Here is a 23165-nt window from a genome sequence, read left to right on the forward strand (position 1 = left end):
CCGTCACCGTCAGCGCCTAGGCTGGACACCATGTCCGCGCCCAGCCCCATCGAGCTCGACGAACCGGCCACGGACGACCTCACCGTCCCGGCCACGCCGTGGGTCACCATCGTCTGGAACGACCCGGTGAACCTGATGTCGTACGTGTCGTTCGTCTTCACCCAGCACTTCGGCTACTCCAAGGCGAAGGCGGAGAAGCTGATGATGGAGGTGCACAACGACGGCAAGTCGGTGGTCTCCGCAGGGAGTCGCGAGGAGATGGAGCGCGACGTCCAGGCGATGCACGAGTACGGGCTCTGGGCCACCATGCAGCGGGACGACGCGTGAGCGGTTTCGAGCGGCACCGCAAGACCGGGGCCAGCCTCGCCACGTTCAGCACCTTCGAGGCCGACCTGCTGCGCTCCCTGGCCAGCCAGCTGATCGAGCTGCTGCGCAACGAGTCCGCGACCGGGGACGTCGAGGGCGACGAGGACCCGCTCGAGGAGCTGTTCAATTTCGACGGTCCGACGCTGGCGCCCGAGGACCCTGTCCTGCAACGACTGTTCCCCACGGCGTACGCCGAGGACGCCGAGGCCGCTGCGGAGTTCCGGCGCTACACCGAGAACGACCTGCGCAACACCAAGGCCGCGGGCGCCGCGTGCATCATCGACACGCTCGAGGACGCCGGCCTGGCGGCTGAGCCGGAGGACGGCGTCTACATCGACGTCGAGCTCGGGCCGGAGACCGCGCTGACCTGGATGCGGTCCTTCACCGACATGCGGCTTGCGATCGCCACGCGCCTCGGGATCGAGGAGGGTGACGAGGAGCGCTGGTACGCCCTGGACGACGACGACCCCGAGTCCCAGGTGCACGACATCTACGAGTGGGTCGGTTTCCTCCAGGAGACGCTGGTCCGCTCCGTGGCCGGGTGACGTCGCCCCACCCCTGACCGCCTAGGCTTGTCCATGTGTTGAGACTGGACCAGGCGACCTACGACGCGATCGTCGCGCACGCCAAGCGGGACCACCCCGACGAGGCCTGCGGGATCGTCGCGGGCGCCGAGGGCAGCGACGTCCCCAGTCGGCACGTGCCGATGATCAACGCCGCCGGGTCGCCCACCTTCTACGAGTTCGACTCCGGCGAGCTGCTCGCGCTCTACAAGGAGATGTGGAAGAACGACGAGGAGCCGGTGGTGATCTACCACTCGCACACCGCGACCGAGGCGTACCCGAGCCGGACCGACATCGGCCTGGCGAACGAGCCCGGCGCGCACTACGTGTTGGTGTCCACACGCGAACACGGGAATAGTGAGGGCCCGGTGGAGTTCAGGTCCTACAGAATCATCGACGGAACCGTCACCGAAGAAGACGTCGCCATCTCCGGCGAAGAGAAGAGCTGAGGAAGCAATGCCCATCGAGGTCCGGATCCCCACGATCCTGCGTACGTACACCGGCGGCGAGAAGGCCGTGGACGCCAACGGCGCCACCCTGTCCGCGCTGATCGAGGACCTGGAGGCGAACCACCCCGGCCTTGCCGACCGCCTGCTGGAGAACGGTGACCTGCGCCGCTTCGTCAACGTCTACATCAACGACGAGGACGTCCGCTTCATCGGCGGGCTCGGCGCCGAGCTCTCCGACGGCGACAACGTCGTCATCCTCCCGGCAGTCGCCGGCGGCTGATGCGCTACGACAGCCTGCTCGAGTCGGTCGGCGGCACCCCGCTGATCGGGTTGCCCCGGCTCTCGCCGACGCCTGACGTCCGCATCTGGGCGAAGCTGGAGGACCGCAACCCCACCGGCTCGATCAAGGACCGTCCGGCCCTGAAGATGATCGAGCAGGGCGAGAAGGACGGCCTGCTGCGCCCCGGCTGCACGATCCTCGAGCCGACCTCGGGCAACACCGGCATCAGCATCGCGATGGCCGCGAAGCTCAAGGGCTACCGCGCCGTCTTCGTGATGCCGGAGAACACCTCCGAGGAGCGCCGCCAGATCCTGCGGATGTGGGGCGCGGAGATCTACTCCAGCCCCGCCGCGGGCGGCTCGAACGAGGCTGTCCGCGTCGCGAAGCAGATGGCCGCCGAGCACCCCGACTGGGTGATGCTCTACCAGTACGGCAACGACGGCAACGCCCTGGCGCACGAGGAGGGCACCGGCCCCGAGCTGCTCGCGGACCTTCCCGAGATCACGCACTTCGTCGCCGGCCTCGGCACCACCGGGACCCTGATGGGCGTCTCCCGGTTCTTCCGCAAGGCCAAGCCGGAGGTCCGCATCGTCGCCGCCGAGCCCCGGTACGGCGAGCTGGTCTACGGCCTGCGGAACCTCGACGAGGGCTTCGTCCCCGAGCTGTACGACGCGTCCCTGATCGACACCCGCTTCTCGGTCGGCCCCCGCGACGCCGTCCGCCGCGTGCGCGAGCTGCTCGAGCTCGAAGGCATCTTCGCCGGCATCTCGACCGGCGCCATCCTGCACGCCGCGCTGGGCCAGGCCGCGAAGGCGGTCAAGGCGGGGGAGCGCGCGGACATCGCGTTCGTCGTGTGCGACGGCGGCTGGAAGTACCTCTCGACGGGTGCCTACGAGGGCACGGTCGACGAGGCCGAGGAGCGCCTCGAAGGCCAGCTCTGGGCCTGATGGACGTCCTAGGGATCATTCTGGCCGTGCTCTGCGGCGCGGTCGCCCTGCTGCTCGTCGTCGACATCGTCCGCGACCGCAACAACACCAACCCGCCGTTCTTCGGCATGATCGCGATCGAGGCCGGGCTGGTGGTCCAGCTGGTGTGGGGCCTCGCGCGGCTGACCGGCGACCACGACGGCGTCGAGGTCGGTGCGTACGTCGGGTACCTGCTCGGCGCCCCGCTGCTCATCCCGGTCGGCTGGCTCTGGGGCGCCTCGGAGAAGAACCGCGCCGGGACCGCAGTGGTCCTGGTCGCCGTCCTCGTGGTGCCGGTGCTGCTGCTGCGGCTGCACCACCTCTGGAACGTGCATGGCTGAGCGGGTGGCCGAGACCTCCCGGGGCTTCGGCCGGGTCCTGGTCTTCGTGTACGGCGTGATCGCGTTCGCCGCCACCGGCCGGGCGTCCTTCGAGCTCACCACGAAGTTCGACGAGGCGCCGTTCCCCTACTCGCTCTCGATCGCCGCCGCGGTGATCTACGTCGTCGCGACCTGGGCGCTGGCCACCGGGCGTCGCGCGATCGCGGTGGCGACCGTCTCCTTCGAGCTCGTCGGCGTGCTCGCCGTCGGCGTCAGCAGCCTGGTGTGGACCGACAAGTTCCCCGAGGCCAGCGTCTGGTCCGACTTCGGTGCCGGTTACGGCTGGGTCCCGCTGGTGCTGCCGTTCGTCGGCCTCTGGTGGCTCTGGAAGACGTCGGTCGTCGAGCCTGCCGAGACGCCGTGAGACCGGTTGGTCGAGCGTAGTCGAGACCAGGTCCCGACTACGCTCGACCGCCCAGGTTGCTCAGCCTCCCGGCTGCAGGTTGCCGTTCACCTTCAGCGAGTACCTCGCCTGCTGGTTCACGACCTCCTTCGGGTCGTCCTGGGTGACCAGCGCAGCGACCGTGGTGGGCCGCAGACCCAGCCGGACGAACAGCTGCCCCACGCTGAGCTTCCCGTCGAACGTCTTGTTCAGCGGGATCCGCGTGATGGCGGTGTGGCCCTTGGAGTCGTAGCCGATCAGCTGGACGGTGTAGCCGGCCACCTTGGTCGGGTTCACCTGCGAGATCGTCTTCCAGCCCGCCAGGGTGCTGGGCACCTCGGTCGACCCGACCTTGATGTTGCGCACCCAGAAGCCGCCCTCGTTGACCGCGGTGTCGGTGATGTACCGGAACCCGATCAGGACGTTCTTCCCGGCGTACGCCGAGAGGTCGGCGGTCTGCGACTTCCACGTCCCGCTGTCCCCGCTGAAGCCGGGCAGCTGCGAGACCGCGGCCGGGTCAGCACCCGGGTCCGCGTCGGTCGTCGTGTCGGCGGTGGCCAGGCTCTTCCAGGTCTTGCCGCCGTCCGCGGAGACCTGGGCGAAGCCGAAGTCCCAGTCCTCCTCGATGTCCCAGAGCGCGTCGAACGTCAGCGTCGCGCCGGTGCTGGGCACCGCGACCTGCCGGGTGATCGAGCGGTCCAGGCTCTCGCCGCAACCCGAGTAGAGGGCTGCCGGCCCGGTGCCGGTCGGGACGTCACCGCAGGTGGTCGCCTCGGTGGTGGCACTCGGCGGGTTCGCCACCTCGGTCCACTCCACCGGGTCCGGCTCCAGCGTGGACGCGCCGTTGAACGTCACCGACCGGAGCTCGGAGGCCTTGTAGTACGACCCGTTGGCCTTGCGGAGCCGCACGTAGTCGGCACCGTTCGGCGGAGCACCCGGGGTGTTGTAGTCCTGCGCGTTGTCCCAGTTGATCTTCGCCTTCATCGACTTGATCGAGAGCCAGTGCGCCAGCCCGCCGCGGACGCCGCGCCAGGAGATGAAGGAGTCCAGCGCCAAGGAGGCGTTCCAGTCGTGCAGCGTCTGCATCGCCGTCTTGTGCGGACCGGGCTTGCCCTTGATCTTCGGCGCGGACTCGGTCAGGACCTTGTCCAGACCGACCAGGCCGTTGCCACCCTCGAGGTGCAGCTTCTTCATGAACTTGTTGCCGTAGTGGCTCTGCAGGTACTCCATGAACGAGTACGCCGCGCCGTAGTCGCAGAGGATCTCGGGACCACCCTGGTCACCCCATTCGGTCAGCGAGTTCTCCGCGCCGCCGAACGCCGGGTCGGAGAAGCCCTGGATGCAGGCGAGGTGCCCGTCCGCCCCGGCCGCGTCGGGAGCGATCGACGGGTCCACGTAGCCGACCAGGGTCTGCGCCCAGTCCGAGAGACCCTCGTTGACCCACGCGGTCTCGTCGGGGTCGGCGTAGTACTCCAGCAGGTGCTGGTACTCGTGCGCGAAGGTGCCCTCGTACAGGTGCGGCTTGGCGGCGCCGTACGGGCGGTTCGAGCCCTGGCTGGTGGCGCAGTCCTTGTACGCCTGGTCCGCGCTGTTGTCCGGCGGGTTCGCCCCGGTGCGGTGCAGCCAGTCGTAGGCGTCGATGGTCATGATGTTGCGGTCGAGGTACTCGTTGAAGACCGAGTAGAAGAAGCCCGCGATGTAGGTCTGACCGTCCGGCGTACCGGGGTCGTAGAAGTTCGCGTCCTTGACGTTGTCGACCAGGACGACGATGTCGTCGGCCTTGTCGGCGTCGACCTTCCAGTAGTCGGCGTCCTCGCCGATCTGCTCGGCGAGCTCGGCGCCGCCGGTGCCGTCACGGCTCGGCGGGACCGAGAAAGCGGCCGACTCGGTCGGGTAGATGTTGGTGTCGAACTCGTGCACGAAGCTGTTCACCTGTGCGTCGGTGACCTCGCTGAGCCCGAGGGTGTTGCGGCAGTCGCCGGCCGGGAAGGCGGTGTCCTGGGCGACCCACACCTGGATGTGGTCGCCGATCCCGCGCAGCGTGTAGTTCTTGAGGTAGATCGAGCCGTCGGTGTCGTCGTTGGCGAGCCAGGTCTGGCTGGCGCCGACGACGGGGGCCACGGCTGCCTGTGCCGCGATCCGGCTCTTGGCCCGCCGGATGCTGGCCCGGTCGAGGCTCATCGGCTTGCCGCCGTTGTAGTCCGGCCCGACGTTGCGCGTGTCGCTGGTCGGTTTCTTCGCCTTGGTGGCGGCGGCCGGCGCAGCGGCGTCCGCGGTGGTGTTGGTCAGAGCCGACGAGGTGATCAGCGCAGCGGTTACTGCTAGTGCTGACCACGCGGCTCGCTTGCTGCGAGGCATGTTCATCTCTTTCACCCGAAATCGAGAGACGACTGCAACGGGTTGCGCTGAGTCGCCCCACTGACTGACTGATCCAAGCACCGTGGTTGTGAGGTGCGCAACGACCGCTTGGTCACGGAATGAACACGGTCTCCGACGACTTGTGCTGGGGTGAGCACTGTGGAGCAAGCCGTCGAGACCGTCGAACCGACCCTCGGCCGCGGCAGGCACATCGGTCTGGCCATCACCGCCCTGGCGCTCGGTGGCTTCGCGATCGGCACCACCGAGTTCGTCACGATGGGCCTGCTCCCGCAGATCGCCGACGGGATCAGCTCCTCCAACGCGCGGACCGGACACATCATCTCGGCGTACGCCCTGGGCGTGGTCGTCGGCGCCCCGGTGATCGTGTCCCTGGGGGCGCGGCTACCGCGCCGCGGGCTGGCGATCGGCCTCGTCCTGGCCCTCGGCATCGGAAACGCCCTCACGGCGGTCGCGCAGGGGTACGAGCAGGTGATGGTCGCCCGCTTCGTCGCCGGCCTCCCGCACGGCGCCTACTTCGGCGTCGCCTCCCTGATCGCCGCCTCCCTGGTCGCCCCGGAACGACGCGGTCGCGCGGTCAGCGGTGTGATGCTCGGACTCTCGGTGGCCACCGTCGCAGGCGTCCCGGCCAGCACCTGGCTCGGTCAGGGACTCGGTTGGCGCAGCGCCTACTGGGCGGTCCTCGGCATCACCGTGATCACCGCGCTCGGTCTGCTGGCGTTCGTGCCGGCCTCGCGGGGGAACCCCGCCGCCACCGTCCGCGGTGAGCTCACCGCGCTGACAGAGCCGCGGGTGCTGTTCGCGATGGGCGCCGGGATGATCGGCTTCGGTGGGATCTTCGCGATGTACTCCTACGTCGCGCCCCTGGTCACCGACGTCGCCGACGTGTCCGACGGCGGCGTCCCGGTCTTCCTGCTCGCCTTCGGCATCGGCTCGGTGCTCGGTTCCTGGCTCGCGGGCCGGATGGCGGACTGGGACAACGTCCGCTCGGTCCTGATCGGGTTCGGCTCGGCTGTGGGGGTGCTGCTCGCCATCGTCGGCGTCGCCGGCATCCCCGTGCTGCTGTGGGTGATGGTGCTGCTGCTCGGCATGCTCGGCTCGGTGCTCGCGATCAACCTGCAGATCCGGTTGATGCACGCGGCGGGTGACGCCCAGATGCTCGGTGCAGCGCTGAACCACTCCGCGCTCAACGTCGCCAACGGCCTCGGTGCCTGGCTCGGCTCGGTGGTCATCGCCGCCGGTCACGGCTACCGCGCGCCGAGCCTGGTCGGTGCCGGGCTCGCGGTCGCAGGACTGGTCCTCTTCGCCCTCGGTCTCCTGCGCAAGGACGACACCCCGGCCGTGTGACGTCGGTGGTCGTGGCTCCTTCCTCAGCCTCCCCGCACCCGCCGTGCGTGACGTTCACCTCCACGACGCCAGCGGCGCCATCGTCTAGCCTTGCGGGGTGGCAAGCGCTCCGATCGGCATCTTCGACTCGGGCTTCGGTGGACTCACCGTGGCTCGTGCTGTCATCGACCAGCTGCCCGCCGAGTCCGTCCTCTACCTGGGCGACACCGCGCGCCAGCCCTACGGCCCCAAGCCGATCGGCGAGGTCCGCGAGTACGCGCTGGAGTGCCTCGACCACCTGGTCGAGCAGGGCGTGAAGATGCTCGTGATCGCGTGCAACTCCGCGAGTGCGGCGATGCTGCGTGACGCCCGCGAGCGGTACGACGTGCCGGTCGTCGAGGTGATCCTCCCGGCCACCCGGCGCGCGGTCGCCGCCACGCGGACAGGTCGGATCGGCGTGATCTGCACCCGGGCGACCGCGGAGTCGCAGGCGTACGACGACGCGTTCGCCGCCGCGCCCCAGGTCACCCTGACCACGCAGGCCTGCCCCCGCTTCGTCGAGTTCGTCGAGCAGGGCGTCACCGGGGGTCCCGAGCTCCTGGCCGCAGCGCACGAGTACCTGGACCCGCTGGTCGCTGCCGGCGTGGACACCCTGGTCCTCGGCTGCACGCACTACCCGCTGCTCACCGGTGTCATCTCCTACGTGATGGGGGACGGGGTGACCCTCGTCTCCAGCGCGGAGGAGTGCGCCAAGGACGTCTACCGGGTCCTCACCGAGCGTGGGCTGGAGTCCGACCCGGGCGTGCCCCCGGTGCACCGCTTCCTGACCACCGGGCAGCCGGGAGAGTTCGAGTCGATCGGGCGCCGGTTCCTGGGCCCCGAGCTCCAGTCGGTCCTGCAGGTCGTGGGATCGGCCAGCGCCGGAGGCGTGGCGCAGGTGGTCGGACTGTGAGGCTCACCGTGATCGGCTGCGCGGGCAGCTACCCGGGCCCCGACTCGCCCGCCTCCTGCTACCTGCTCGAGACCGAGCACGAGGGGCGCCCGTTCCGGCTCCTGCTCGACCTGGGCAGTGGTGCCCTCGGCACGCTGCACTCCCACGTCGACCCGATGCTCGTCGACGCGGTCCTCCTCTCGCACCTGCACGCCGACCACTGCCTGGACCTGACCGGTCTCTACGTGCTCCGCCGCTACCACCCCGACGGTGCGGCGCCGAGGATCCCCGTGTGGGGTCCCGAACGCACGGCCGTGCGGATGGCCAAGGCCTACGACCTCGAGGAAGACCCGGGGATGAACGAGGAGTTCGAGTTCCTCGACTACCCGGCCGAGACCTTCCAGGTCGGTCCCTTCGAGGTGACCGCACGCGAGGTCGCGCACCCGGTGACCGCCTTCGGCCTGCGGATCCGCGCCGACGGACGGACGCTGGCCTACTCCGGTGACACCGGTACCTGCGACGCGCTGGTGGAGACCGCGAAGGACGCCGACCTCTTCCTCTGCGAGGCCTCGTTCGTCGAGGGCGCGGAGAACCCGCCGGACCTGCACCTCACCGGCGCCGAGGCCGGCGTCATGGCGACGCAGGCCGACGCCCGCCGCCTGGTGCTCACCCACGTGCCCCCGTGGCACGACCCCGCGGTCATGCTCGCCGAGGCGACGCTGACCTACGACGGTCCGCTCGAGCTCGCCGTACCCGGCGAGACCTACGAGATCTGATCAGCCCGGTGGTTGAGCCTGTCGTAACCCGGTGCGATCCCGGCGATCCCTAGCCCAGCCCCGCGTCGTGCACGCACAGCGCGATCTGCACCCGGTTCTCGACCTCCAGCTTGGTGAACAAGCGCCCGATGTGCGCCTTGACCGTCGGCACGCTCAGGTAGAGCTCCTTGGCGATCTCGGCGTTGCTCAACCCGCGCCCGACGGCCAGCGCGACCTCGAGCTCGCGCTCGGTGAGCCGGTCGAGGCGGGTCTTCGCGGCCCGGGCACGGTCCGGGGACTGCCCGGTGGTGACCTGCTGGATCAACGTGCTGGTCACGCTCGGCGAGAGCATCGGCTCCCCGGCGGCGACCTTGTGGATCGCGTCGACGATGTCCTGGGGCGCGGTGTCCTTGAGCAGGAAGCCGCTGGCACCTGCCGCGAGCGCGCGCATCACGTAGTCGTCGGCGTCGAACGTGGTCAGCACGATCACCTGGGGTGCGTCGGGGCGGGTGACCAGCGAGGCGGTCGCCTCGATCCCGTCCATCACCGGCATCCGGATGTCGATCAGCACGACGTCGGGGGAGTGCTCCTCGACCGCGACGATGCCGGCCGCCCCGTCGGCGGCCTGGGCGACGACCTCCAGCGTGCTGCTGCCGCCGAGGATCATCGCCAGCCCGCTGCGGACGAGCGGGTCGTCGTCGACGATCACGATCCGGATCTTGGGCTCTGTCATCGGTCCCTCACGTCGTCCACGGCAACCAGCATCGCAGGCTGAACCGGGTGGGCTCGTCGATCACCGTCAGCGTGCCGCCGGCCAGCTCGGCGCGCTCGCGCAGACCGACGAGCCCGAGTCCCGCGCCCGGCGTCACCGGCATGCCCAGGGCGCCCACGCGGGTCGCATTGGCGACGGTCGCCGTGATGCCCTCCTCCGGAGTACCGCTGATCCGGACGGTCACGTGCGCGCCGACCGCGTGCTTGCGCGCATTGGTCAGCGCCTCCTGCACGACCCGGTAGAGCGTGCGACCGACCTGGTCGGGCGGCTGGACGTCGTCGCCGAGGTCGCTGGCGAAGTCGATCACCATCCCGCTGGCGGCGGACTCCGCGATCAGCGCGTCCAGGTCGCCGTACGTCGGCTGCGGCTTGTCCCCGGTGCCGTCCGGGCTGCGCAGCACCCCCAGCACCTGCCGCAGGTCGGCCAGCGCCTCGTGCGCCTTGGCCTGGATGAGGCCCGCCGTCTCGGCGACCTGCTCGGGGGGCAGGTCGGTGCGGTAGGCGAGGGCGCCCGCGTGCATCGTGATCAGGGAGATCCGGTGGGCGAGCACGTCGTGCATCTCCCGGGCGATCCGCTCGCGCTCGGCGGAGCGGGCCTGGCTGACCCGCATCTCCTGCTCGGACTCCGCCGAGCGCGCGCGTTCGCGCAGCGTCCACACCAGCTCACGGCGCGATCCGAGGTACATGCCGACCGCGCTGGCCGCGATCGTGATGACCACCAGGAACGTGAAGGTGAGCCAGGGCGGGTCGCCGGTCAGGTTCGGTGCGTAGTGCGAGTACAGCTGCCCGACGACCACGCTGAGCACGCCGATGCTGACGACCTCGGGGTACCTGCGCCGGGTGGCCAGCGAGACCAGGGCGAGGCCACCCGGACCGGCCGCCGAGGCCGAGACCAGCCCGAACAGCGTGAGCACCAGGGCGACCCGGTAGGGCCACCGCCGCCGGAAGGTCACGATCACGAAGGAGGCGAGTCCGAAGCTCAGGTCGATCCAGAAGAACCGCCGGTCGTCGTGCCACTGGTGGTCCGCGATGTCCCACCACGCCAGTGTCGAGACGGTCACGCACAGCAGGAACCGCCAGACCTTGCCCCAGCGGGTCAACGGCTGGTTGTAGTCCTCCGGAGCGGCCTGCAGCACGGGACGAGCCTAGGGTCCGGCCTCCGCCGCCGACAGCACCCCCGGTTCCGGGTACCCCCTACTTTCGTCTAGGGCACGTCGAGCCCCTGGGACGTTGTCGCCGGGCGCCGGCCTCGGCAGGCTGGAGCCATGATCAAACTCGAAGGTGTTTCCAAGCGGTACGGCGACTTCGTCGCTGTCGACGACGTCTCGTTCGTCGCTCAGCCCGGACGCGTGACCGGCTTCCTCGGCCCGAACGGCGCCGGCAAGTCCACGAGCATGCGGATCATGGTCGGCCTCACGCCGCCCGACAAGGGCAGCTCGACGATCGGCGGGCTGAAGTACCACGACATCCCGAACCCGGGCCGCCACGTCGGCGTCCTGCTCGACGCCTCCGCGCAGCACGCCGGCCGGACCGGCCGCGAGGTGCTCGCCCTGAGTGCCCTGACCATGGGCCTGCCCAAGGCCAAGGTCGACGAGATGCTGAACCTGGTCGGCCTGACCGAGAACGAGGCCGGCCGCCGGGTGAAGAACTACTCCCTCGGCATGCGCCAGCGCCTCGGCCTGGCCAACGCCCTGATCGGGGACCCGTCGGTGTTGATCCTCGACGAGCCGGCCAACGGCCTCGACCCCGCCGGCATCCACTGGATGCGGTCGCTGCTGCGCGGGTACGCCGAGCGCGGCGGCACGGTGCTGCTGTCCTCGCACCTGCTGCACGAGGTCGAGATGATCGCCGACGAGATGGTGCTCATCGGCCGCGGCAAGATCGTCGCGCAGGGCACCAAGGCCGAGCTGCTCAAGACGGCCGGCACGTTCGTGAAGGGCGAGTCCCCGGAGAAGCTCGCCGCGGTCCTGTCCGAGGCCGGGATCCAGGCCTCGCCGTCCGGTGACGGGGGTCTGCGCTCGGACGCCGAACCCGTCGACATCGGCCGCGCCGCTGCTGCGGCCGGGGTCGTGCTGGTCGAGCTGCGCCCCGCCGAGGGCGCCGGTCTGGAAGAGATGTTCCTCGAGCTCACGGCGGACGACGCCCGCGAGCCGGTCGCCACCCAAGGAGTCCCCGCATGAGCACCACCACCGCACCCGCGACCCTGGACGTCTCCTCGACGCCCCGTGTCCCGCTGAGCACGTTGCTCCAGGTCGAGCTGCGCAAGATGTACGACACCAAGGCCGGTGCCTGGCTGCTGGCCATCATCGGCATCGTCACGACGGTGGCCATCGTGCTCTTCGGCCTGCTCGCCAACGACAACGACAAGACGTTCTCGAACTTCGCCGGCTTCGCGGCCACCCCGCAGGGCTTCCTGCTCCCGGTGATGGCGATCCTGCTGATCACCCAGGAGTGGGGCCAGCGGACCGCGATGGTCACCTTCACCCTGGAACCGCACCGGTCCCGCGTCCTCACGGCCAAGATCGGGGCCGCACTGGTCATCGGCCTCGGCGCCTACGTCCTGGCCATGGTCGTCGCCATCCTCGCGGCGCTGGTGCTCGGCGGCGGCTCGCCGTTCGAGGACTTCAGCACCTTCGACCTGGCGACCTTCGGGATGCTCCAGATCCTCGGCATCCTCCAGGGAGTCGCGTTCGGTCTGGTCTTCCTGAGCAGCGCGACCGCGATCGTCCTCTACTTCGCGATCCCGATCGTGTTCGGAATCATCGGGGAGATCTCGCCGTCCTTCGCCGACGCCGCCGCGTGGTTCGACCTCGGCACCGCGCAGGCTCCGCTCCTCAACGGCGCGTCCAGCCTGACCGGCGAGGAGTGGACCCAGCTCGGTGTCACCTCGGTCATCTGGGTGGCCCTGCCGCTCGTGGTCGGCGCTTGGCGAATGCTGCGCTCGGAGCTGAAGTAACGTCTTCTCCGTAGGACGTGTCCTCCCTCCCGAGGACAGCGGGGGAGAGCAGAGGTGGTGCCGGGCCTGGGTTCGGCACCACCTCCTTCGCTTGTCCGGCCCCGGAACTAGGCTCACCCCATGACCCGAGCAGACGGCCGCGCCGACGACGAACTCCGCCCGATCACCTTCACCCGCAGCTGGCAGGACCACCCCGCCGGTTCCGTGCTGGTCGAGTTCGGCAGGACCAAGGTGCTCTGCGCCGCTTCGGCGTCCGTCGGCGTCCCGCGCTGGCGCAAGGGCTCCGGCCTGGGCTGGGTCACCGCCGAGTACGCGATGCTCCCGTCGGCCACCAACACCCGCTCGGACCGCGAGTCCGTCAAGGGCCGCATCGGTGGTCGCACCCACGAGATCTCCCGGCTGATCGGCCGCTCGCTGCGCGCCGCGATCGACTACAAGGCGCTGGGTGAGAACACGATCGTGCTCGACTGCGACGTCCTCCAGGCCGACGGCGGCACCCGCACCGCCGCGATCACCGGCGCGTACGTCGCGCTCGCCGACGCGGTCGCCCACCTCAAGGCCGAGGGCGCCCTGGCCGGCGAGCCGCTGGTCGCCTCGGTGGCGGCTGTCTCCGTCGGCATCATCGACGGCGTCCCGCGCCTGGACCTCCCGTACGAGGAGGACGTCCGCGCGGAGACCGACATGAACGTCGTCATGAACGGGGCAGGATCCTTCATCGAGGTCCAGGGCACCGCCGAGGGGGCGCCGTTCAACCGCGCCGAGCTCGACGCGCTCCTCGGTCTGGCCGAGAAGGGCTGCGCGGATCTCACGCGCCTCCAGCAGGAAGCCCTCGCCGCCGGTGCCTGAGATCTTTCTCGCCTCCCGCAACCCCAAGAAGCTGATCGAGCTCGAGCGGATCCTCGGCGAGGTCGTGCCCGGCCTGACCGTGCTCGGCCTCGACGACGTGCCGCCGTACGACGAGCCGGTCGAGGACGCCCCCGACTTCGCGGGCAACGCGCTGCTGAAAGCGCGCGCCGGGTTCGCGATCTCCGGCAAGCCGACCCTCGCCGACGACAGCGGTCTGTGCGTCGACGCGCTCAACGGCATGCCCGGCGTTCTCTCCGCCCGCTGGGGCGGTCAGCCCAAGAGTGACGAGCGGAACAACCGGCTCCTGCTCGACCAGCTGGCCGACGTCCCCGACGAGCGCCGCGGCGCGTACTTCGTGAGCGTCGTCGCCCTGGTCCACGAGGGCGGCGAGATCCTCGTCGAGGGCCGGATGAACGGCCACGTGATCCGCGAGGTCCGCGGCACCGGCGGGTTCGGGTACGACGTCCTGTTCGTCGCCGACGACCGCCCGGGCCTGACGACGGCCGAGCTGGACAAGGACACGAAGGACGCGATCTCGCACCGCGGGAAAGCCCTGCGGGAGATCGCCCCGCAGGTGGCGGAGATCCTGATCTAGCTGGTGCGCTCGGAGAGATTCGAACTCTCACTGGCCACGACCTAAACGTGGTGCCTCTGCCGTTGGGCTACGAGCGCGCAGACCCACCCTAAACGCGAGTTGTGTGCCTGAGGGCGCGCTACAGGACGCGCTCAGGCACACGACTAGTCGTCGAGCCCGAGGTCCCGCTTCAGCTTCGCCACGTGACCGGTCGCCTTCACGTTGTACTGCGCGAGCTCGACCTTGCCCTTCTCGTCGACCACGATCGTCGAGCGGATGACGCCCTGGACGACCTTGCCGTACAGCTTCTTCTCGCCGAACGCGCCGTACGACGTCATCACGGATTTGTCGGCGTCCGAGGCCAGCGTGATGGTCAGCCCGTCGCGCTCGCGGAACTTGGCCAGCTTCTCGGGCTTGTCGGGGGAGATCCCGACCACGGTGTAGCCGGCCTTCTCCAGCGAGCTCAGCGAGTCGGTGAAGTCGCACGCCTGCTTGGTGCACCCCGGCGTCATCGCGGCCGGGTAGAAGTACACGATCACCTTCTTCCCGCGCAGGTCCTTGAGCTTCACCGGGGCTTCGCCGTCGGTCGGGAGGCTGAAGTCCGGAGCTGAGTCCCCAGGGGAGAGTCGAGTCGTCATGTCGGACACGGTAGCGTTGCGCAGCAGCACGTCGTACGGCGGTCTGACAGGCATAGGAGTGGTCGTGGGAGACAGGAACCTGAGCTCGATCGAGAGCGACATCGAGCAGACGCGTGCGCGCCTGGCCTCGACGATCGACCAGCTCGCGTACCGCACCAGCCCGAAGACGATCGCCAAGCGCGAGGTCTCGGCGGTCAAGGGCTTCTTCGTCGACGAGAAGGGCCCCCGCACCGACAACATCATCAAGGTCGTCGGCGGCGTCGTCGGGGTCGTGGTCGTGTTCAGCCTGATCCGCAAGATCGCCGGCTAGCCCGGGGCAGCACGCGCACGTGAGCGAGAAGACCCCGATCCGGATGCTCAACGACCGGGTCCTGGTTGCCGAGGACCGCGAGGCCGGCGAGCGGAAGTCCAGCGGCGGCATCCTCATCCCTGCGACAGCAGCGATGGGTGGCACCCGCCTGTCCTGGTGCAAGGTCGTCGCGGTCGGTTCCCTGGTGCGCGCCGTCGAGGTCGACGACCGCGTCCTGTTCGACCCCGCTGACAAGGCCGAGGTCGAGGTGCACGGCGAGGTCTACCTCGTCGTCCGCGAGCGTGACATCCACGCGGTCGCGGCCGACCGGCTCGGGGACAACCCCACCGGCCTGTACCTCTGAGATTTCTTCTCCGGTGCGCGTAAGCGCGCGGGCTCCACGGTGTCCTAAGTGTCGAGCCCGCCGGGAGGGACGTGGCTCACCAGTGCGGGAAGGCCGGGAGTACGAGCCGGGGGAGCAGGTGCAGCCCCCTCGGTGCCAGCTCTCACCAAGGCCTTCCCGCACGTTCGGGTCCGCGGGACGTCGGCCGCCCCCCGGTGTGCTGAGCACGCTGAGGCCGATCCCGCGGGCCCGTCTCAGTCGTCGGTGACCTGGTCTGCGCCGAGCGGGAACTCGACCCGGAAGGTCGAGCCCTTGCCGTAGACCGACGTCGCACTGATCCGACCGCCGTGCACGTCCGCGATCGCCTTCGCGATCGAGAGCCCCAACCCGCTGCCCGGTACGCCGAGCTCGTGCGCCCGGGTGGTGCGGAAGAACCGGGTGAACAGCTTGGCGCGATCCTCCTCGCGGATGCCGACCCCGCTGTCCTCGACCTCGAGCACCGGTCCTTCCGAGTCGGTCGCCGCGATGAGCCGGACGACGATGCGTCCGCCGTCCGGGGTGAACTTCACGGCGTTGGTGGCGAAGTTGATGACGAGCCGCTCGAGCTCGCCGGCGTCGCCGATCAGCGGCACCGGCTCGTCGGGCACGTCCAGGACCATCTCGAGGTCGCGCTGGAGCAGGCTCGGCCGGACGATCTCGTCGGCCCGGGTGACCACGGTGACCAGGTCGACCTGGCTACGCCGCCGGCGGTGGTCGATGCTCTCCATGCTCGACAGCGTCAGCAGGTCGTCGATCAGGGTCAGCAGCCGGCGGCTGTTCATGTCGATCCGGCTCATCGCGTCGTTCTGGCGCGCGTTCGGCTCGCCGTACACGCCGTCCATGAGCAGCTCGAGGTACCCGACGATGTTGGTGATCGGGGTCCGCAGCTCGTGGCTCACCGAGGACACGAACTGGTCCTTGACCTGGTCGATCTCGGTGAGTCGCTTCACCGCGCGGCGCTCGGTGTGCAGGGCCTTCTCGAGCACCGCCTCGGCGTCGATCCGGTCGGTGATGTCGTCGGCGGTCGCGACGTACCCGACGAAGTCCCCGGAGTCGTCGATGATCGGGCTGAAGATCGTCGAGAGCGTGCGCGGGATCCCGTCCTTGCGCACGAACTGCCAGATCCGCGCGGTGCCGGGCGGCAGCTCGCCGGTGGCCCGCACCACCGAGACGTAGGTCGGGTCCGTCCCCAGCTCGGCCGCCTGCCGGGCGATCTCGGCCTCGGTGTGGAACATCCGGGTCGACTGCCCGTAGACCTCGTCGGGGGTGTACCCCAGGATCGACTCCGCGCCGGGGCTGAACAGGTTGATCCGTCCCAGGCTGTCGGTGCCGATGATCGCGATGCCGCGCGCGCTCTGCACCAGCCGCTCGCTGCGCGCCTGCTCCTGGACCAGCTGGACGGCGCTGCGCCGCTGCATGGTCACCGCCATCGAGAACGGGATCGAGACCATCGCGCAGGCGAGCAGGAACAGCACCGAGGGGATGTCCTGGAACTCGGAGTCCGCGTTCGTCCACAGCGTGTTGGAGAACGGGCCCAGCCCCTGCCCGCTCAGCGTGCTGGCGATCGCGCCGACCACGACGAGCTGGAGCATGACCTCGCGGGTGGACCCGCGGAACGCCATCCAGCCCAGCAGCGGGAGCACCAGGAAGGCGAGGCTCGGGACGTCGTTGGGGATGAACGCGATCGTCGTGACCAGGAGGGTCAGACCCCAGGTGATGCTGCGCTCGGCCGACCCGTAGGACTCCTCGGGGCCGACGTGCTCCCGGAACAACCCGAGCAGCGACGCCTGACCGACCAGGTGAGCACCGAACGCGGCGATGCCGACGTGCAGCGGGACCCCGAAGTCGTAGACCCACGAGACCAGCGTGAAGACCAGCGCACCGGCGAACGCGCTGCCGACGCAGACGCCGACGAAACGGCCGAGGTCGTTGAGGTCGCGCATCTGCCAGGTACGGGACCAGCCGGCGGTCAGGATGTGCTGGGCGACGAGCGCCTCCAGCCCCACACCGATGCCGTAGCCGAGAGCGATCTGGAGCGAGTACTGCTCACCGACGGCGTAGGTGGTCGTCACGAGTGCGACCACGAGCGTCACCACCAGAGCGGTGTGCCGCCGCGGCACGATGGCGACGGCTCCCGAGGCCAGCCCGACCGGCCACATGAACCCGATGTGACCACCCGGTGGGGCGGCCAGGACCGAGCCGATGCCGAGTGCGAACGCCAGGGCCAGCACCACGCCTACGCGCAGGCCAAGACTCTTCGGCATCCGACCTCCCTCGTTCCTGGGCACACCCTAGTGCTGCGACGTCAGGGGGCGTCGTCGATCCTGCCCAATCCGCCGACGGGTGGGCGGGCCTGCTCTTCACCGGCATCGGTCAGTTCCGAAAACCGAGCGTCCCGGCGATTCGAGACCTACGCTGGATGCTCATCTGGAACCCGAAGGATCTTCCGTGCTCTCTCGCTCTCGGCTGCTCGTGGCTGCCCTGCTCTGCGCCCTCACCTACACCGGCCTGACCATGGCCCCCGCTCAGGCGGCCTCGGTCCCGAAGGTCACCAGCGTCGCGTACGCCGGCCAGAACTCCGCCACCGGCCAGATCAAGGTCAAGTGGAAGAAGGTCAAGGGCGCCAAGTACCAGCTGCGCTGGGCCCCCTCGTCCTCGAAGCTGAAGTCCGCGAAGCTCTACTCGAGCACCGCGACCAGCGCGTACTCGCCGGTGCTCAGCAACCGCTGCGTCAGCTGGTACGTCCAGGTGCGCGCGATCAAGAAGGGCAAGAAGGGCAAGTTCTCGACGCCGAAGGCCGTGAAGCTCAAGGTCGGCTACCCGACCAAGCCCGTCGGCAGCCAGATCAACACCACGACGCAGACCGACCCCACCTCCGCCCAGATCCGCTGGAGCACGACGGCGAACGTGGCCAAGGCGCGCCTGCACTGGTCGGCTGCTCCGTTCGAGAAGTGGATCGGCTTCGACAACCGCACGGCCTTCACGACCGGTCACAGCCTCTCGATCAAGCTGCCCGCGTCGCCGGTCCCGGGGGACCGCACGATCAGCCCCGCCTACGGCAACCCGATCTTCGGCGAGCTCGAGGTCAGCAACGGCTGCACCAGCTCGCTGCCCAGCACCGCGTACGTCGCGATGTTCCCGAAGCCGGCCGACCCGGGCAACGCTTCGACGGGCGACGCGCTCGCGGTGGCGTCCTACAACGTCGGAGAACACCCCGACGGCGATGAACAACCCGACGAAGATCGCCAACATTGCCGCCAACATCAACAGCCGCAGCCTGGACATCGTTCTCCTGCAGGAGGCGACCCCCACGACCGCGACTGACCTGAAGGCGACTCTTGGCTCGGACTGGGAGGTCGCGACCCCGCTGGCCGGACTTCCGGCCCAGCAGGTTCTCTTCCGGACGTCGAAGTACACCTGGAACTCGACCACGAACGTCGGCCAGGCGATCGACGGCACCGCAACCACCCCGATCCCGACGCCCGCCGTCCGTCTCGACCCGATCCCGCCCGTCGATCCGCCCGCCACCGGCGACCCGATTAGCCAGAGCATCCTTGTCGTCTCGGTCCACTTCGAGGACCGCTGGAAGTACTTCCCGGACGCCACCTCGGAAGAGCGGCGCGCCGATGCCAAAGCGAATGCCCAGGCGCTGATCAGCAACATCACCAACGCCAACCCCGACAACCTCCCCGTCATCGTCGGTGGCGACTTCATCGGAAAGCCGGTCGACAAGCAGGGCAACGTCTCCTACTGCGACGAGAGCACCCCGGGCTGCGTCGGCGAGGGCCAGCCCACCTTCATCCGCGCGGGCTACTGGGACTCCCAGAACGCCCAGACGAAGATCGGCTTGCAGTACGGCACGGTCATCGGTCACACGCAGCTCCGCACCACGACGTTCGGATTCGCGGGCCGCGCGGACTTCATCGTGATGAAGGGCATCAAGGGCTCGAAGACCTACGAGAACATGCCGAAGTTCAGCACCTCGAACACCGAGCAGTCCGACCACGCGATGATCCGCACGGACATCTTCGTCCCCAAGGTCCCCGCACCCTGACCCCTCAGAACCCCTGATCGCCTGCCGATCTAGCCCGTGAGCCGAAGGACCGGCTCTCCCCGTACCGCAAAGGACTGCCCGTGGTCGCTCGCCTCCGACTCCTCGCACTCGCCCTGACTGTCGCGCTGGTGACGGTCGGGTTCACGGTCACGTCCGCCGAGGCCGCGGTCGCGAAGGTCACAGGGCTGAAGTCCACCTCGCAGAACCACTACAACGCGACGTTCACGATCCGGTGGAAGCCCATCCGCGGGGCGACGTACCAGGCCCGGTGGGCGTCCTCGAAGGGCGGTCTCGCGCGCGCCGCCGTACGTCCGGCCGGTTCCGCCTCGGCGACCTCGCCGGCGCTCAACCGCTGCAGCACCAGCTGGGTCCAGGTCCGCGCGGTCAAGGGCGCGAAGGTCGGCAAGTGGTCCTCGGCGAAGGGCGTCCGGTTCAAGAACCCGTGGGCCGCCAAGCCCAGCGTCCGGGGGAGCGGTATCAGCAACGGCATCAAGCTGACCTGGCCCACGTCGTCGTACGCGACCCGCTACCGGGTCCGCTGGAACGCGGCGCCGTTCGGCAATTTCCCCGGGGGCGACGCCGTCGTCGGCGGCGGCTGGCTCAGCCAGGCGACGCGCACCACCAGCCTGAAGATCTCCACCACCCCCAGAGCCGGCGACAAGATGATGGGCGTGGCCTACGCGAACCCGGTCTACGTCCGCCTGGACGCGAACAACGCGTGCAACAAGGGGATCCGCAGCTCGGCCTGGACGCCCGTGTTCCCGACCGCTCCGGACCCGGGCCCGGGCGACGGCTTCCGGATGGGCAGCTACAACGTCGAGCTCAGCCCGAGCGCCTCGCAACCGACCCGCATCGCCGGTCTGGCCAAGAACATCAACGACCACGACCTCGACGTGATCTCCCTGCAGGAGGCCAGCGGCGACACGGTCTCCGCGCTCAAGGCCAAGCTCCCGACGAGCTGGCGTGCGGCTCCGTCGATCCGGCTCTCGGGCCAGCAGATCATGTACGACCAGAACAAGTTCCGGCTCAAGGCGAGCGGCTCCTTCCTGGTCCCGAACCCGCAGCCGGGCAAGGACGACCTGATCACGCCGTGGGCGCGCCTCGAGCAGGTCCACCCGTCCGGTGGTGCGACCAGCCAGGACGTCTTCGTGGTGGCGATCCACCTCGCCGAGAACGCGGACGCCTCGAAGATGAACAAGAAGCGGGACGCCGGGAACGCGGCCAGGGTCGCGATGCGAGCGATCGACGCGATCAACCCCAACGACGTCCCGGTCATCGTCGCGGGGGACCTGCGCTACCACCGGGAGCCGTTCGGCGACGTCGCCGGCTACGTGGAGGCCCCGCCGACGTTCGTCCGCGGCGGCTACTACGACTCGCTCGCTGCGGTGAAGAAGACCAACTACCAGTACTCCAGCGTGAACGGGCACAAGACCCAGTCACCCGAGGCGTACGGCGTCGCGACCCGTCCGGACTACATGATGCTCAAGGGCTTCGACGGCAGCCGCGCGTACGTGAACGTCGCGAACTGGAAGTACAACGGGTCGTTCGTCTCCGACCACAACCTGATCTACGCCGACCTGACCATCCCCTACAGGTAGGCGTCACTCGGCGACGGCGACCGAGATCCACCGGGAGTCGACCTCGAGCAGCGCCTGGGCGGTGTGCAGGCGCACGGTGCCGGCACCGGCGAGCGCGGCGTCGAGCGGTCGGTGGTGCCACAGCTCGATGAGCTCGGTGCCGTCGGAGGGCCGCAGCGTCACCAGCTGGCCGCTGACCTCCTCGACGGTCACCACCTGCCACCCCTGCGGTGCCCGACCGGCCAGCGTCGCCTGGACCGTGTGCGTGTTGTGACCCGTGCGAAAGCTGGTGCAGGTGTCGGCGTCGCCGTTGCAGGCGGTGATGACGTCGTACCGGCGGTCTGCCATGGAGCTCCTTGCGTAGGGAACACGTGGGTCTACCCGGAACTTCGGGGCAGTACACGTGGGGAAGGCCACTACTGTCTCCCGCACCCCCGACAGATGAGTTGCGAGACGCGCCGACCCCGGAACGACGAAACCCCCGCCGGCGGGAAGCCTGCGAGGGTTTGTCTGGATTTGTGCGCCATCAGGGACTTGAACCCCGAACCCGCTGATTAAGAGTCAGCTGCTCTGCCAATTGAGCTAATGGCGCGTGAACCGTCAGGAACCTTAGCAGCGCCTGCGCCCGAAGATGAAATCGGGGGTGGGTCTAGGTCGAGGCGATGACGGCGTGCGCCGCGTTGTGCCCGCCGAGACCGCTGACCGCCCCTCCGCGCCGGGTTCCCGACCCGCACAGCAGCACCGAGGGGACGCCCGTCGCGACGCCCCACTGCTGGGCCGGCGTCTCCAGCGACTCGCGGTTCGAGGCCCACGGCCAGGCCAGGTCGCCGTGGAAGATGTGCCCGCCGGGCATCGCCAGATCGGCCTCGACGTCCTGGGGGAACTTCGCCTCCACGCAGAGCTCGCCGTCCGGGCCCGTCATCACGCAGGAGAGCAGCGGCTCCATCAGGTGCACGTCGATCGCGGCGATCGCGCGGCGCACGGCCTCGAGCCTGCGCGCCTCGGGGTCCACCTCGAAGAGCGCCTCGGGCATGTGCAGCCCGAAGTAGGTCAGCGTGTGCGCGCCGAACGACGCGAGCTCGCCGAGGATCGAGGGATCGGTGAGGGAGTGGCAGTACAGCTCGCCCGGGGGAGTGGTGGGCACCTGGCCGCGCGCGGCCTCGGCGTACGCCGTCCCGAGCGCGCCGTACTCCTCGGCGACGTGGAACGTGCCGGCGAAGGCGGTGCGCGGGTCGACGCCGGTCTTGAGCCGGGGGAGCCGCGAGAGCAGGAAGTTGATCTTGAGCTGTGCGCCGCTGGGCTTGCTCGCCTGGTCCGGCTCCTCGCCGAGCAGGATCTTCAGCACCCACGGGGCGACGTTGGCCATTACGGTGCCGGCGCGCACGCTGTGCTCGCGGCTGCCGTCGTGCCAGGTCACCTCGGCGCCGTCGAGGTCGCTCCGGATGGCGCTGACCCCGGCACCCGTGATGATCTCGGCTCCAGCGGTCGTGGCGGCCTGCGCCATCGCGTCGGTGACGGCGCCCATCCCGCGCACGGGTACCCGCCACTCGCCGGTCCCGTTGCCGATCAGGTGGTAGAGGAAGCAGCGGTTCTGGATCAGCGACCGGTCGTAGAGGTCGGCGAAGGTGCCGATCAGCGCGTCGGTCGCGACCACGCCGCGGACCAGGTCGTCGGTGAAGCGCTTCTCGATCAGCTCGCCCAGCGGGCGGTCGACCACGGCTGACCACAGGTCGGGCTCGACGCCGGCCGCCATCTCCCGCGCGGTCATCAGCGGCCGGGTCAGGGTCGGTGCGACCCGGGTCGCGAAGTTCGCCATCTCGGCGTAGAACCGGCGCCAGGCGTCGTACTCGTTGTCGCTGCCCGTCAGCGCCCGGAAGGACTCCCGGGTCGCCTGGCCCTCGTCGTGCTCGACCAGGAGCCCGAGGTTCCGCCCGTCGCGGATCGTGGGGGAGTACGACGCCACCGCGCGTGAGCGCAGCTCCACGTTGAGGTCGAGGTCGCGCGCGACCGACTCGGGCAGCAGCGAGACCAGGTAGGAGTAGCGCGACAGGCGAGCGCCCATCCCCGGGAACGCCTCGGTGCTGACCGCGGCGCCGCCGACGTGGTCGAGCCGCTCGAGGACGAGCACCGATCGGCCGGTGCGGGCCAGGTACGCCGCCGCGGTGAGGCCGTTGTGACCTCCGCCGACGACGACCACGTCGTAGCTCTCGCGGCGCTGGCTCATGGAAGAACCGTAGCGGAGGGGACGATTCGGGACGTGTCCGTCGTCACCAGGACATAACGCATCGTGGGGGTGCCTCGTTGA

Annotated in this window: 26 protein-coding genes and 2 tRNA genes; 19 read left to right on the forward strand and 9 right to left on the reverse strand. The window is 69.5% G+C overall.

The window, feature by feature from the left end:
• Positions 1 to 30 precede the first annotated feature (30 nt).
• From clpS to ABIE44_RS15525, 7 genes are read left to right on the forward strand one after another with little or no spacing between them, the layout of a single operon-like run.
• Entirely contained in the window at positions 31 to 327 is a 297-nt protein-coding gene (clpS, locus tag ABIE44_RS15495; protein ID WP_209715584.1) for an ATP-dependent Clp protease adapter ClpS, read from the forward strand.
• A complete protein-coding gene (locus ABIE44_RS15500; RefSeq protein WP_209715581.1) occupies positions 324 to 911 on the forward strand; it encodes a DUF2017 domain-containing protein in 588 nt (195 codons plus the stop codon). The genes clpS and ABIE44_RS15500 overlap by 4 nt, the downstream gene beginning before the upstream one ends.
• A 35-nt stretch (positions 912 to 946) precedes the next feature.
• Positions 947 to 1378 carry a M67 family metallopeptidase gene (locus tag ABIE44_RS15505; RefSeq protein WP_209715578.1) on the forward strand — a complete coding sequence of 144 codons (432 nt, stop codon included), beginning with the start codon at positions 947 to 949 and terminating at the stop codon, positions 1376 to 1378.
• A gap of 7 nt (positions 1379 to 1385) precedes the next feature.
• Entirely contained in the window at positions 1386 to 1658 is a 273-nt protein-coding gene (locus ABIE44_RS15510; RefSeq protein WP_209715575.1) for a MoaD family protein, read from the forward strand.
• Positions 1658 to 2605 carry a pyridoxal-phosphate dependent enzyme gene (locus tag ABIE44_RS15515; RefSeq protein ID WP_209715572.1) on the forward strand — a complete coding sequence of 316 codons (948 nt, stop codon included), beginning with the start codon at positions 1658 to 1660 and terminating at the stop codon, positions 2603 to 2605. The genes ABIE44_RS15510 and ABIE44_RS15515 overlap by 1 nt, the downstream gene beginning before the upstream one ends.
• Positions 2605 to 2964, forward strand: coding sequence for a hypothetical protein (locus tag ABIE44_RS15520; RefSeq protein ID WP_209715569.1), 360 nt, complete (start codon positions 2605 to 2607; stop codon positions 2962 to 2964). Before ABIE44_RS15515 ends, ABIE44_RS15520 begins: the two co-directional genes overlap by 1 nt.
• Positions 2957 to 3367: a hypothetical protein gene (locus ABIE44_RS15525; protein WP_209715564.1), complete on the forward strand. Its 411-nt coding sequence runs from the start codon at positions 2957 to 2959 to the stop codon at positions 3365 to 3367. The genes ABIE44_RS15520 and ABIE44_RS15525 overlap by 8 nt, the downstream gene beginning before the upstream one ends.
• 60 nt (positions 3368 to 3427) lie before the next feature.
• On the opposite strand, the gene ABIE44_RS15530 is transcribed toward ABIE44_RS15525, so the two are convergent.
• Entirely contained in the window at positions 3428 to 5743 is a 2316-nt protein-coding gene (locus tag ABIE44_RS15530) for a peptidase M6 (RefSeq protein ID WP_354438143.1), read from the reverse strand.
• 150 nt (positions 5744 to 5893) lie between these two features.
• Here ABIE44_RS15530 and ABIE44_RS15535 point away from each other — a divergent pair, with 150 nt between their 5' ends.
• The 3 genes from ABIE44_RS15535 to ABIE44_RS15545 all read left to right on the forward strand — a co-directional run bounded on the left by ABIE44_RS15535 (position 5894) and on the right by ABIE44_RS15545 (position 8794).
• Positions 5894 to 7108 (forward strand): MFS transporter, encoded by a 1215-nt coding sequence (locus ABIE44_RS15535; RefSeq protein WP_354438145.1) that lies wholly within the window; start codon positions 5894 to 5896, stop codon positions 7106 to 7108.
• Positions 7109 to 7205: 97 nt separating this feature from the next.
• Positions 7206 to 8039, forward strand: a complete 834-nt coding sequence (gene murI / locus ABIE44_RS15540) for a glutamate racemase (protein ID WP_209715561.1) — start codon at positions 7206 to 7208, stop codon at positions 8037 to 8039.
• Entirely contained in the window at positions 8036 to 8794 is a 759-nt protein-coding gene (locus ABIE44_RS15545) for an MBL fold metallo-hydrolase (protein ID WP_209715558.1), read from the forward strand. The genes murI and ABIE44_RS15545 overlap by 4 nt, the downstream gene beginning before the upstream one ends.
• A 49-nt stretch (positions 8795 to 8843) precedes the next feature.
• Here ABIE44_RS15545 and ABIE44_RS15550 read toward each other — a convergent pair whose 3' ends face one another.
• Positions 8844 to 9506: a response regulator gene (locus ABIE44_RS15550; protein WP_209715555.1), complete on the reverse strand. Its 663-nt coding sequence runs from the start codon at positions 9504 to 9506 to the stop codon at positions 8844 to 8846.
• Positions 9507 to 9513: 7 nt separating this feature from the next.
• Positions 9514 to 10680 (reverse strand): sensor histidine kinase, encoded by a 1167-nt coding sequence (locus ABIE44_RS15555; protein ID WP_209715553.1) that lies wholly within the window; start codon positions 10678 to 10680, stop codon positions 9514 to 9516.
• 129 nt (positions 10681 to 10809) lie between these two features.
• Here ABIE44_RS15555 and ABIE44_RS15560 point away from each other — a divergent pair, with 129 nt between their 5' ends.
• From ABIE44_RS15560 to ABIE44_RS15575, 4 genes are all read left to right on the forward strand, one after another.
• A complete protein-coding gene (locus ABIE44_RS15560) occupies positions 10810 to 11724 on the forward strand; it encodes an ABC transporter ATP-binding protein (protein ID WP_209715550.1) in 915 nt (304 codons plus the stop codon).
• Positions 11721 to 12500 (forward strand): ABC transporter permease subunit, encoded by a 780-nt coding sequence (locus ABIE44_RS15565; protein WP_209715547.1) that lies wholly within the window; start codon positions 11721 to 11723, stop codon positions 12498 to 12500. Before ABIE44_RS15560 ends, ABIE44_RS15565 begins: the two co-directional genes overlap by 4 nt.
• A gap of 120 nt (positions 12501 to 12620) precedes the next feature.
• Positions 12621 to 13346 (forward strand): ribonuclease PH, encoded by a 726-nt coding sequence (rph, locus tag ABIE44_RS15570; RefSeq protein ID WP_209715544.1) that lies wholly within the window; start codon positions 12621 to 12623, stop codon positions 13344 to 13346.
• Positions 13339 to 13941, forward strand: coding sequence for a non-canonical purine NTP pyrophosphatase (locus ABIE44_RS15575; protein WP_209715541.1), 603 nt, complete (start codon positions 13339 to 13341; stop codon positions 13939 to 13941). The genes rph and ABIE44_RS15575 overlap by 8 nt, the downstream gene beginning before the upstream one ends.
• A gap of 1 nt (position 13942) precedes the next feature.
• Here the strand turns inward: ABIE44_RS15575 and ABIE44_RS15580 are convergent.
• Together ABIE44_RS15580 and bcp are read right to left on the reverse strand one after the other, a co-directional pair.
• Positions 13943 to 14018, reverse strand: a tRNA-Leu gene (locus tag ABIE44_RS15580).
• A 66-nt stretch (positions 14019 to 14084) separates the two neighbouring features.
• Complete coding sequence (bcp, locus tag ABIE44_RS15585; protein ID WP_209715538.1) at positions 14085 to 14558, reverse strand: thioredoxin-dependent thiol peroxidase; 474 nt, start codon at positions 14556 to 14558, stop codon at positions 14085 to 14087.
• Positions 14559 to 14622: 64 nt separating this feature from the next.
• On the opposite strand from bcp, the gene ABIE44_RS15590 reads away from it, so the two are divergent.
• Together ABIE44_RS15590 and ABIE44_RS15595 are read left to right on the forward strand one after the other, a co-directional pair.
• A complete protein-coding gene (locus ABIE44_RS15590) occupies positions 14623 to 14868 on the forward strand; it encodes a DUF3618 domain-containing protein (protein WP_354438148.1) in 246 nt (81 codons plus the stop codon).
• Between the two features lie 43 nt (positions 14869 to 14911).
• On the forward strand, positions 14912 to 15211 hold the full coding sequence (locus ABIE44_RS15595; RefSeq protein WP_209723179.1) for a GroES family chaperonin: 300 nt from the start codon (positions 14912 to 14914) through the stop codon (positions 15209 to 15211).
• Positions 15212 to 15444: 233 nt separating this feature from the next.
• On the opposite strand, the gene ABIE44_RS15600 is transcribed toward ABIE44_RS15595, so the two are convergent.
• Positions 15445 to 17493, reverse strand: a complete 2049-nt coding sequence (locus ABIE44_RS15600) for an ATP-binding protein (RefSeq protein ID WP_209715531.1) — start codon at positions 17491 to 17493, stop codon at positions 15445 to 15447.
• A gap of 184 nt (positions 17494 to 17677) precedes the next feature.
• Here ABIE44_RS15600 and ABIE44_RS15605 point away from each other — a divergent pair, with 184 nt between their 5' ends.
• The 3 genes from ABIE44_RS15605 to ABIE44_RS15615 all read left to right on the forward strand — a co-directional run bounded on the left by ABIE44_RS15605 (position 17678) and on the right by ABIE44_RS15615 (position 20881).
• On the forward strand, positions 17678 to 18553 hold the full coding sequence (locus tag ABIE44_RS15605) for a hypothetical protein (RefSeq protein WP_354438150.1): 876 nt from the start codon (positions 17678 to 17680) through the stop codon (positions 18551 to 18553).
• Complete coding sequence (locus ABIE44_RS15610; protein ID WP_354438151.1) at positions 18453 to 19283, forward strand: endonuclease/exonuclease/phosphatase family protein; 831 nt, start codon at positions 18453 to 18455, stop codon at positions 19281 to 19283. Before ABIE44_RS15605 ends, ABIE44_RS15610 begins: the two co-directional genes overlap by 101 nt.
• 80 nt (positions 19284 to 19363) lie before the next feature.
• Complete coding sequence (locus tag ABIE44_RS15615; RefSeq protein ID WP_209715525.1) at positions 19364 to 20881, forward strand: endonuclease/exonuclease/phosphatase family protein; 1518 nt, start codon at positions 19364 to 19366, stop codon at positions 20879 to 20881.
• Positions 20882 to 20884: 3 nt separating this feature from the next.
• Here ABIE44_RS15615 and ABIE44_RS15620 read toward each other — a convergent pair whose 3' ends face one another.
• The 3 genes from ABIE44_RS15620 to ABIE44_RS15630 form a co-directional block, all read right to left on the reverse strand.
• On the reverse strand, positions 20885 to 21208 hold the full coding sequence (locus ABIE44_RS15620) for a hypothetical protein (protein WP_209715523.1): 324 nt from the start codon (positions 21206 to 21208) through the stop codon (positions 20885 to 20887).
• Between the two features lie 171 nt (positions 21209 to 21379).
• Positions 21380 to 21452: transfer RNA gene (locus ABIE44_RS15625), tRNA-Lys, on the reverse strand.
• Between the two features lie 57 nt (positions 21453 to 21509).
• Entirely contained in the window at positions 21510 to 23084 is a 1575-nt protein-coding gene (locus ABIE44_RS15630) for a phytoene desaturase family protein (protein WP_209715520.1), read from the reverse strand.
• Positions 23085 to 23165 lie beyond the last annotated feature (81 nt).

Source organism: Marmoricola sp. OAE513 (assembly GCF_040546585.1).
Taxonomy (GTDB): domain Bacteria; phylum Actinomycetota; class Actinomycetes; order Propionibacteriales; family Nocardioidaceae; genus Marmoricola.